Raw genomic sequence first — 8,920 nt, forward strand, 5'->3', positions numbered from 1 at the left:
AAGCTCCCCTAATTGTCGAAGATGTCCGTTCCGATGACGCGAGGCGCTGAGCAGCGCATCGCGTCGCCGCCTGTTTGTCCTGGAGTCCAGATGGCTGCCCGCCCCCGTCCGTCCGCCCCTGCCGCACACCTCTCGCGCCGCGACCTCATGCGCTCGATGGGAGTTGCCGCACTTGCCCTGGGGGCATTGGGTGTCACCGCGTGCTCGAGCCGCGAAGCAGTCTCCGAGACCGCAGGCACCAGCGCCGCGGGCGGTCCGATCACCGTCGTCGACCAGTACCAGAACACGGTCACCTTCGACACCCCGGTCGGCCGTATCGCGTCGACGATCATCCCGGTTCCGTCGATGATCATCGGTTCGGATCAGTCCACCGCCCGCAACGTCGGCGTCAACGAGGTCGCGATCTCGATGGCGTCCAAGGGCATGCTGGGCACGATGTTCCCGGCGTTCCTCGACACCCCGGTGGTCGCCGGCAACGACTTCGTGCCGAACGTCGAGCACATCCTGAGCCTCAACCCCGACGTCGTGATCCAGTGGGGCGACAAGGGCGATGACATCGTCGCGCCGCTGCGCAACGCCGGCCTGAAGGTGCTGCTGCTCAAGTACGGCACCCAGGAGGACCTCGAGGCCTGGATCTCGATCTTCGGGGAACTGCTCGGCAAGAAGTCGCAGGCCGACGCGGTTCTCGCGACGATGGCCGCCGACCGCAAGGTGGTCGAGAAGGCCGCCGCGGCTCACGCTTCCGCGGCCCCGCGCGTGCTGTACATGTACAACGCGCCCGAGATCAAGGTAGGCGCCGACAACAGCTACATGGACTTCTGGATTCGACTGGCCGGTGGCAAGAACGTCGCCTCGGGTGCGGGGAAGGGTTCGAGCTTCGGTGTCACCCGGGAGCAGGTCCTGGGCTGGGATCCGGAGATCGTGATCCTCGGCAACTTCGAGCCCACGACACCCGCCGACATGTACGCCGATCCCCGCTGGTCGTCGCTGTCGGCGGTCAAGAACAAGCGGGTCTACAAGGCTCCGATCGGCGGATTCTCCTGGGACCCGCCGTGCTACGAGTCCAATCTGATGTGGATGTGGGCCAACTCGGTCTTCTTCCCCGACGTCGACCACGAACTGCGCGGACGCATCCGGGAGACCTACCGGACGCTGTACGCCTACGACGTGACCGATGCCGACATCGATCGCATCCTGCAGGTGCCGGACAACGCGGGCAGCGCGGACTATGACGACTTCCGTGCATGAGCTCGTCGCCGAGCCGGAGAAGACACGCACGTCGACGCGCATCGTGGTGCCGCTGGTCCTGACCGTCGGCATCGTTGCGGTGGGCCTGATCTCGCTGTCGGTGGGTCGCTACACCGTGCCGGTCAACGAGGTCGCCCGCATCCTCGTCAACGAGGTGATCGCGCTGCCCCGTACCTGGACCGAGGCGGAAGCCAACGTGGTTCTGGGCGTTCGTCTTCCGCGCGTGCTGCTCGCCATGCTCGTCGGCGGTGGCCTGGCCCTCGGCGGCGCGGCACTGCAGGCGGCGTTCCGTAATCCATTGGTGAGCCCGCAGATCCTCGGGGTGTCCTCCGGGGCGTCGTTCGGCGGTGTGCTGGCGCTGATCTTCGGGCTCGGGTCGGCCTTCCTCGTCGGTGGGGCGTTCCTGTTCGGTCTGGTCGCGCTCGGCATGGTGTTGCTGATCGGGCGCACCCGAGCGGGCGGACCGATCCTCACCATCGTGCTCGGCGGCGTGGTCACGAGCGCCTTCTTCTCGGCGCTGGTCTCGTTCATCACCTACGTCGCCGACCCGTACACCACGCTGCCGTCGATCGTGTTCTGGCTCATGGGTTCTCTGGCCACCGCCGACATGGGCAAGGTGCTGATCGCCGCCGTCCCGATCCTCATCGGTTCGACGGTGCTGATCGGTCTGCGATGGCGGATCAACATCCTTTCGCTCGGCGACGACGACGCCACCGCACTCGGATTGAACCCCGGACGGCTGCGAGCGGTGTTGCTGACGATGGTGGCGTTCATGACCGCCGGTGCGGTCGCCGTGTCGGGGGTGATCGGCTGGGTCGGCCTCGTCGTCCCGCACATGGCCCGACTGTGGGTCGGACCCGACCACCGGATCTCCATGCCGACGACGTTCTTCCTCGGCGCCGCATACCTGACGATCATCGACACGTTGTCGCGCACCATCAGCGCCGGCGAGATCCCGCTGGGTATCCTGACCGCGATCATCGGTGCCCCGGTCTTCGTTCTGCTCCTGAGCAATTCACGCAGACAGGCCTTCATCGATGGTTGATCACACCGCCCTCGAATTACGGGACGCCGGGTTCCACTACCCGCGCTGCGACTGGGTGTTCCGGAACGCCAGTCTGCGCATCGACGGAGGAATCACCTCCATCCTCGGCCCCAACGGGCAGGGCAAGACCACGCTGCTGCGCTGTATCGCCGGACTGACCCGGTTGTCCGAGGGGTCGGTCACCCATGACGCCGCGATCGGCTATGTCCCACAAGCGAGTGCGTCGAACTTCGCCTACTCGGTGTTCGACATGGTCCTGATGGGGCGGGCCAAGAAGGTGTCGGCGTTCGCCACCCCCAGTCGTACCGACGTCGCCCGCACCCGCGAGATCCTCGAGCGGGTCGGGATCGCCGACCTGGCGACGCGCAGCTTCGCGGCGCTGTCCGGTGGGCAGCGCCAGCTGGTGCTGATCGCACGAGCGCTGGTGTCCGACTGCAACTTCCTGATCCTCGACGAACCGGTCTCGGCCCTGGACCTGCGGAACCAGGCCCGAGTGCTCGAGCTGCTGCGCGACCTGGCGGCCGACGGGATGGGCATCCTGCTCACGACCCATCACCCCGACCACGTCCTGCACCTCGGCGGGCGCGCCGTGGTGATGCGTTCGGTCGACGACATCCGCGTCGGTCCCGTCGCCGAACTCGTCACCGACGATGTGCTCAGCGAGCTGTACGGAATCGACGTGGTCAGCACGACCGTCGACGACCGCGGCGGCCCCCGCACCGTTCTCTACACCCGTTATGACACGTTCGCGGATACAGCCCCCGCGGCACCCTCCCTACAGAAAGTATCTCGATGAGTACCGATCCGACTGCACCGCAGTCACTTCCACCCGTTCTGCATCTGACGATGGGATCGAATGCCGGGATGTCCGGCGGCACCGACGTCTCGGACCAGGTCACTCCCGTCGACCTGTACTCGCTCGACGAGTTGGATCTGAGCACCGTCCGCGGCCTGCTGATCAACGGCAACTGCGACCAGATCTTCCTCGAACGCCGTCGCGACCTGCTGACCGACTTCGTCACCGCGGGTGGCCGGGTCGCGATCATGGGGCATCCCCTGACCGATTTCCTGCCCGGTCTCGGCAAGTGGCGCAAGCTGCAGTACTTCGGCCCCAAGGACCTCGCGATCGTCTCCGGCGACGCGCATCCGGTGTGGGAGGGAGTCGATCCCGCCGACGTCAGCTTCCGGCGCGGGGTGTCCGGCTTCTACGCCCGCGGTTACAGTGACAAGCTGCCGGAGGGCGCGGTCGTGGCAAACCGCATCGGCCGCAACGCGCTTCCGGTCGACTACGTGTATCCGCTCGGCGCCGGCCAGGTGCTCGTCCACGGCGGTCTCGATGTCGGTGTCTATCAGGAGGATCCGAACACCTCCGCACGAATCTTCCCCCAGCTGCTCACGTGGCTCGCCCAGCAGGAGGCCCAGGTATGACCACGACCATCGATCCCGTCGCCGAACCCTTCGCACGCACCGACCGTGCCCCGCGCTCGCGTCGGCGTCTTGCCTTCGTTCACGGCGGCTCGCACTTCCACCTGCAGACGCTCAAGGACCCGGCGGTGATCGCGCACCAGCCCGAGTTCGTATACCTCGGTGACCTCGCCGACGGTGATCTCGACGCGTTCGACACCGTCGTGCTCGCCGACCGGCTCCATCCGGAACTCGTCCGCAAGCACACCGCGCAGCTCCTTGCGGTTCCCCAGCGTGGAGGAACACTCGTCGTACTCGGTGAGAACGCCGCCCACACCTGGCTTCCGGGCGTCTCGTGGAGTCCGCGTCCCACCAACTTCTGGTGGTGGCTGGAGGGTTCGGATCCGTTGATCCGTACGCGCAACCCCGAGCACGAGGCGTGGGAGTACCTGTCCACCAAGTCCGTGATCTGGCATCACCACGGGTTGCTGCACGCCGAGGCCGGCGTCGTGCCGCTGGTGGTCGCGGAGGAACCCGACGAGACCGGGGCCCGCGCAGACGCCGGCGCAATCCTCTACGAGGACACCGTCAGCACGCCGGGCCGGATCATCGTCACCACCCTGGACCCCACGTACCATCACGGCAACAATTTCATGCCCGGTTCGACGCGGTTCCTGTACTCGCTCCTGCGGTGGCTGGACAACACCGGTAGCTGATCGGCCCCAACGTGTCAGAAAGGCCGGTCGGGCCGTGTGGCAGAGGTTGATTCGCAATGCGTGAGGCGACGGTTCGCGACCGACGCGTAGATCCACCGACAACACCCCCTCCTCGTAGGGGGTGTTTGTCGTTTCGAGCTGCGACTACGCCGTCGCGCTGCGTCGGGTGCGAACCAACTGGCTACCGTCGATCCCGCCGAACGCCTCGGGCATCTGACGGTTGACCAGGTAGTGGTGGAGCACGGTCTGGTAGATGCCCTTGAGAGCGGATGCGATGACGGCGCCCGCGGCGATGAACAGCATCCCGATGAGCGCCATGACGACGATCATCGCACCGTCGAGTTCGGTGAGGGCCAGCCAGATCAGGACCGCACCGGGCACAGCCGGTACAAGCGAGATCAGCCCGGTGCTCGCGACGCCGAGGATGTTGCGGCCCCACACCTCACGGAACGTTTCTCTGGCGCGCCGCACGGCGCCGGGCACGGACTCGTCCTCGAGAACCATCATCGGCAAGACCTGGAAGGAGGTCACGTTCCAGGCCATGTCGAACACGATGTTGAGTTGCGGCAGACGACGTTCGGCGACGTCCAGCAGGAACGACACGGTCGCGACGATCGCGGCCCACGGGGCCAGGCGCACGCCGGCTCGCGTGGCCCGAGCGATACCGCCTGCGACGCTCGGGTCGCCGCCGTCGAGCGTGATGTCCGCCTGTGAGATGAGCGCCGCCTGCCAGAAGGTGAGCACATACGCCCCGAGGAAGTAGAAGACCGCCGCCACGATGATCAGCCCTGCGGCGGAGTCCCGCAGTCCCGGAAGGGTGACGACCACGATGCCCGACGCGATGGCGAGAATGCCCAGGGTGCAACCGGACAGCACCGGGAACATCGTCAGTTCCTTGCGGGATCGCAAGATACGCGCCGATGCCTTCAGGATCTCCCACGAGGATGCCACGCCGTTCCTTTCGGTAGCCGATGGCCGGTGTGACGGCCCAGAGCACAGTAACAATCGCTTCGGGCAAATCGGGCATGCCGAGTGGTGGGCGCGTCAGGCGATCGTCGGGCACCGGCGCCGCGATTGAACCGATGCGCCGGCTCGGACGGGTCCCGCGGCAGTCGCCCGTTTGCTCGCACCTACAAAGCCACCGCGGCGATCGCGATGAGGGCGAAGGCCGCCACGATCACCGCGACCCGGATGTAGTGGAGGTTGTCCCAGCGCTGCGTCTGCTCTCGCCAGTCCTCCGGGTACGAGTCGGCGGTCCAGTTCTTGGACCGGTTGTTGATCGGGACGAGCAGCGTGATCGACATGACCACGCTGATAGCGAGCAGTGCCGCTGCCACGAGGGCCGCGGTCGACGGCGTCGTGCCCCACGTCGTCGCGGCGAGCGCCCCGGCGAGGATCAGTGAGCCGAAGTACCAGAACGGCATCGCCCGACCCATCATGCGGGCTCCGTGCGATCGGGCGGCCATCGAGGCGGGGGCGGGCAGCGCCAGGGTGATCGGGTTGATCACAAAGGCGACCGAGAGTTCCACGCCGACCATCAGTCCGACGACGACGGTGGTGACCACGGAGAGGACAGGGGACATGACGACTCCATTTCTAGCCTCACTAGAATTTCTAGTGATGCTAGACTAGGTCGGGTTGCGAGCGAACGCAACGGAATGGAGGAGATCCGATGGCCGAACAGACGGCGCGGCAGAAGCGCTATGAGGAACGGCGTCGTGCGATTCTCGAGGCCGCGCGGCGTCGTGCTGACGCGGAGGGTTGGTCGTCGGTCACCACGAGGCATCTCGCCGAGGCCATCGGATACTCGCAGCCGGTGCTCTACGGCCACTTCCCGGGAGGCAAGTCGGAGATCATGCTGGCCGTCGCGCTCGAGGGTTTCGTCGAGCTGACGCGGCAGTGTCGTGCGGCGGAGAGCGGTGGTGACGCACAGGGTCGCGTCGAGTCGGTCGCCTACGCCTATCTCGACTTCGCGCGGGCCCACCCCGCCGTGTACGAAGCGATGTTCCAGCAGGCCATCGACGCCGAGTTCGCCAGCGATGAGACGCCCGCGGATCTACGGGCGGGTTTCGATGTTCTCGCCGAAACCATCGGGGACGACGAACGCGGCAGTGCGACGGAGACCTTCTGGGCTGCCCTGCACGGCATTCATCTGCTGGAGCGTGCCGGGAGGATGCGTCCCGAGAACCGGGAAGCCCGTGTGGCAGAACTGAATTCGCGGTTCTCGGCAGGGTAGTCAAGGCGGGCGTGCGCGTCGGTTGTGCTCACATCGCGTCGCTGCCGCGGTTGATCTCCTTCACGGCACCGGATGGGTCCCACTGCAGGCGCCCGTTCTGGAAGTCCTGCGCGAGACCGCCGGTGCCGTTGTCGTACTCGTCGGAGATCGGCCAGCCGAGAGGGCCGGTCTCCCAGCCTTCCGACGCCCAGCGTTTGCCAATGACGCCGCGGACCGGGAAGCCGTCGTCGCCGTAGCGGCGGTACAGGGTGCCGCCCTCGAACGCCTGGATGTCGCCGACGCCGGGAACGACGGTGTGGCGCAGGGTCGGGTAGCCGAGGAAGCCGGACTCGAATCCGTACTGCGCGTAGGTCTTCATCAGATGCGCCGGAACGGCCGTCGCTTCGCCGTTGCGCACATACGGGTGCCAGTAGATCGTGCCGTTGGCGAACCGGGCGAAGCGCCCGACGCCGTCCGCGGTCGGCAGTTCGCCGGGTGTGAGCCTGGCACCGATCCAGGCCCGGGCCACCAGGGCTTCGGCGTCGATCTCGTTCTCCACGGGTGCCGGCGGGCCGCCGGCGATGAGGCGGGCGACCTCCGCACGGAACGACACCATGTCGAAATTCGGGTCGATCTTGCCCTCCGACGACCACTCCTTGTGACCGGCGCAATCCGACGCGGGTCGGCCGAGTCGACGGAGGATCGCTGCACAGCCACGCCGGTAGGCATTCATCTGCGCCGCCCGCCAGACCTGACCCACGCCGTTGTTCACGCCCTCGATCCCGATCACGTGCCAGTTCGCGTTGTCGGTCGGCCATCCGGGATGGGAGCCGGCCCCGGCATGCCACGCCACCCCGGCCGCGATCACCCGGTAGGTCCCGTCGCGTTCGAGGACGAGCTGCGCGAGTGGCCCCGGCAGGCCGGGCCGACCGTCCTGCACGACCCGCCAGTCGTTGGGACCACCACCGGCGGTGTGGTGGCACATCACCCCGCGCAGGTCGCGGAAATCCCCGTGGCCGCGGCCACGCCACCCGGCGTGTTCGATGACGGCCAGGCCCTCGGCGCGCAGTACGTCGGCCAGCCAGATCGGGTCGCCGGTCCATGCCACCGTGGTCGCCTCCCTCGTGTGCCTACTCTGCGTCACTGCTCCGAAAGTCCACCCTGTCAAAGAGTTTCGATGATTCGAGCCTACGCCCGACGTCGCCGGTAACTCGGCCCTCGAGCGTGACCGCCGATTCGCCCGGTAGGTGCGGACACTAAGGTGGGTTGCGTGGTCGATTCAGCTGTCATCCGGGTGAGTGCGGTGGTCCTGCGGGATTCCGCCGGCGCGGTCCTGACCGTGCGCAAGCGCGGCACCGCGCGATTCATGTTCCCCGGAGGCAAGCCCGAGCCCGGCGAGACCGCGCTGCAGACGGCGATCCGCGAATGCCGAGAGGAACTGCACCTCGAACTCGACCCGTCGGAGCTGCAGTCGCGTGGCGTCTACCGGGCGGTCGCCGCGAACGAAGACGGGTTCGACGTGGAGGCAGCGGTCTTCGTCTCCACGACGGTGCTCGACCGGGACGCGCGGACGCTGAACCCCGCCGCCGAGATCGCCGAACTGCGCTGGCAACCACTCGACGGTTCGGCGTTCCCGCCGGACCTCGCGCCGCTCACCGAATGCGTACTGCCCGAGTTGGTCTGAGGCCTACGGACAGGATTGCCGGCTGTCGGAAGACGCGCTGCTCACGGCCAGCGGTTCTGCGGTTGAACCCGCGATTCTGCGGCGTCACGGGCCGTCGACCCAGAACTGGCCGCCGCACATGATCGCCTTGCCGGACGGGTCCTGGGCGACCTTGTCGACAGCAGGGTCGCAGGGTTCCCCGAGGTTGTGGACTGACCCGTCGTTGTCGGCGTGCCTACTCCACCTGTAGTCATCGGTCGGGTGCGAGTAGACGCACACAACGCTGGTTCCATCGGCAGCGACGCCAAACTGTCGGTCCTCCGTCTCGAGGCACACCCCGCCTCGGACCGGCGTCGACCCAGTCGGCTCCGGCTGGGTGGTGACCGGGGGAGGCGTGGCCGGCGCGGGCTGCGGCGCCGGTTCCGGGTCCGGGGTGCTCGTGACGGTCACGGTGACCGGAGCGGCGTCGGCGCTACTGCCGCGGTCCCGGGTGAAGGTGTACGTGGCGAGCACGACGAAGACGGCCACGAGGAGCGTCGCGATGCCGGCGAGAACCCAGGTGATCTGTCGGCTGCGGTCTTGTTGCATGGCGCAGACGTTAGTCGCAGGACGGCGTCGAGTGTTCCGCG

Annotated in this window: 11 protein-coding genes; 7 read left to right on the forward strand and 4 right to left on the reverse strand. The window is 67.3% G+C overall.

The features are described from left to right. Nucleotides 1–90: 90 nt before the first annotated feature. Genes LQD00_RS02285 through LQD00_RS02305 form a run of 5 tightly spaced genes read left to right on the forward strand, consistent with a single transcriptional unit; the run spans nt 91 to nt 4,413 of the window. Complete coding sequence (locus LQD00_RS02285) at nt 91–1,248, forward strand: ABC transporter substrate-binding protein (RefSeq protein ID WP_232715493.1); 1,158 nt, start codon at nt 91–93, stop codon at nt 1,246–1,248. Further along, entirely contained in the window at nt 1,229–2,293 is a 1,065-nt protein-coding gene (locus LQD00_RS02290; protein ID WP_232715494.1) for a FecCD family ABC transporter permease, read from the forward strand. Before LQD00_RS02285 ends, LQD00_RS02290 begins: the two co-directional genes overlap by 20 nt. Beyond that, a complete protein-coding gene (locus LQD00_RS02295; protein ID WP_232715495.1) occupies nt 2,286–3,089 on the forward strand; it encodes an ABC transporter ATP-binding protein in 804 nt (267 codons plus the stop codon). Before LQD00_RS02290 ends, LQD00_RS02295 begins: the two co-directional genes overlap by 8 nt. Then, on the forward strand, nt 3,086–3,721 hold the full coding sequence (locus tag LQD00_RS02300; protein ID WP_154884848.1) for a hypothetical protein: 636 nt from the start codon (nt 3,086–3,088) through the stop codon (nt 3,719–3,721). Before LQD00_RS02295 ends, LQD00_RS02300 begins: the two co-directional genes overlap by 4 nt. Continuing rightward, nucleotides 3,718–4,413: a hypothetical protein gene (locus LQD00_RS02305; RefSeq protein WP_232715496.1), complete on the forward strand. Its 696-nt coding sequence runs from the start codon at nt 3,718–3,720 to the stop codon at nt 4,411–4,413. Before LQD00_RS02300 ends, LQD00_RS02305 begins: the two co-directional genes overlap by 4 nt. 144 nt (nt 4,414–4,557) lie before the next feature. Here LQD00_RS02305 and LQD00_RS02310 read toward each other — a convergent pair whose 3' ends face one another. Both LQD00_RS02310 and LQD00_RS02315 read right to left on the reverse strand, forming a co-directional pair. After that, nucleotides 4,558–5,364, reverse strand: coding sequence for a DUF6159 family protein (locus tag LQD00_RS02310; protein WP_232715497.1), 807 nt, complete (start codon nt 5,362–5,364; stop codon nt 4,558–4,560). A 179-nt stretch (nt 5,365–5,543) separates the two neighbouring features. After that, a complete protein-coding gene (locus LQD00_RS02315; RefSeq protein ID WP_232715498.1) occupies nt 5,544–5,996 on the reverse strand; it encodes a DUF1772 domain-containing protein in 453 nt (150 codons plus the stop codon). An 89-nt stretch (nt 5,997–6,085) separates the two neighbouring features. On the opposite strand from LQD00_RS02315, the gene LQD00_RS02320 reads away from it, so the two are divergent. Further along, the gene (locus LQD00_RS02320; RefSeq protein ID WP_232715499.1) at nt 6,086–6,649 is read left to right on the forward strand and encodes a TetR/AcrR family transcriptional regulator; all 564 of its coding nucleotides are present in this window, start codon (nt 6,086–6,088) and stop codon (nt 6,647–6,649) included. Nucleotides 6,650–6,677: 28 nt separating this feature from the next. On the opposite strand, the gene LQD00_RS02325 is transcribed toward LQD00_RS02320, so the two are convergent. After that, on the reverse strand, nt 6,678–7,736 hold the full coding sequence (locus tag LQD00_RS02325) for an N-acetylmuramoyl-L-alanine amidase (RefSeq protein WP_232715500.1): 1,059 nt from the start codon (nt 7,734–7,736) through the stop codon (nt 6,678–6,680). A 153-nt stretch (nt 7,737–7,889) separates the two neighbouring features. On the opposite strand from LQD00_RS02325, the gene LQD00_RS02330 reads away from it, so the two are divergent. Next, entirely contained in the window at nt 7,890–8,312 is a 423-nt protein-coding gene (locus LQD00_RS02330; protein WP_006865521.1) for an NUDIX hydrolase, read from the forward strand. 84 nt (nt 8,313–8,396) lie between these two features. Here the strand turns inward: LQD00_RS02330 and LQD00_RS02335 are convergent, their stop codons facing one another. Next, nucleotides 8,397–8,879 (reverse strand): hypothetical protein, encoded by a 483-nt coding sequence (locus LQD00_RS02335; protein ID WP_232715501.1) that lies wholly within the window; start codon nt 8,877–8,879, stop codon nt 8,397–8,399. Nucleotides 8,880–8,920 lie beyond the last annotated feature (41 nt).

This window comes from Gordonia metallireducens, assembly GCF_021245825.1.
Classification (GTDB): Bacteria; Actinomycetota; Actinomycetes; order Mycobacteriales; family Mycobacteriaceae; genus Gordonia; species Gordonia namibiensis.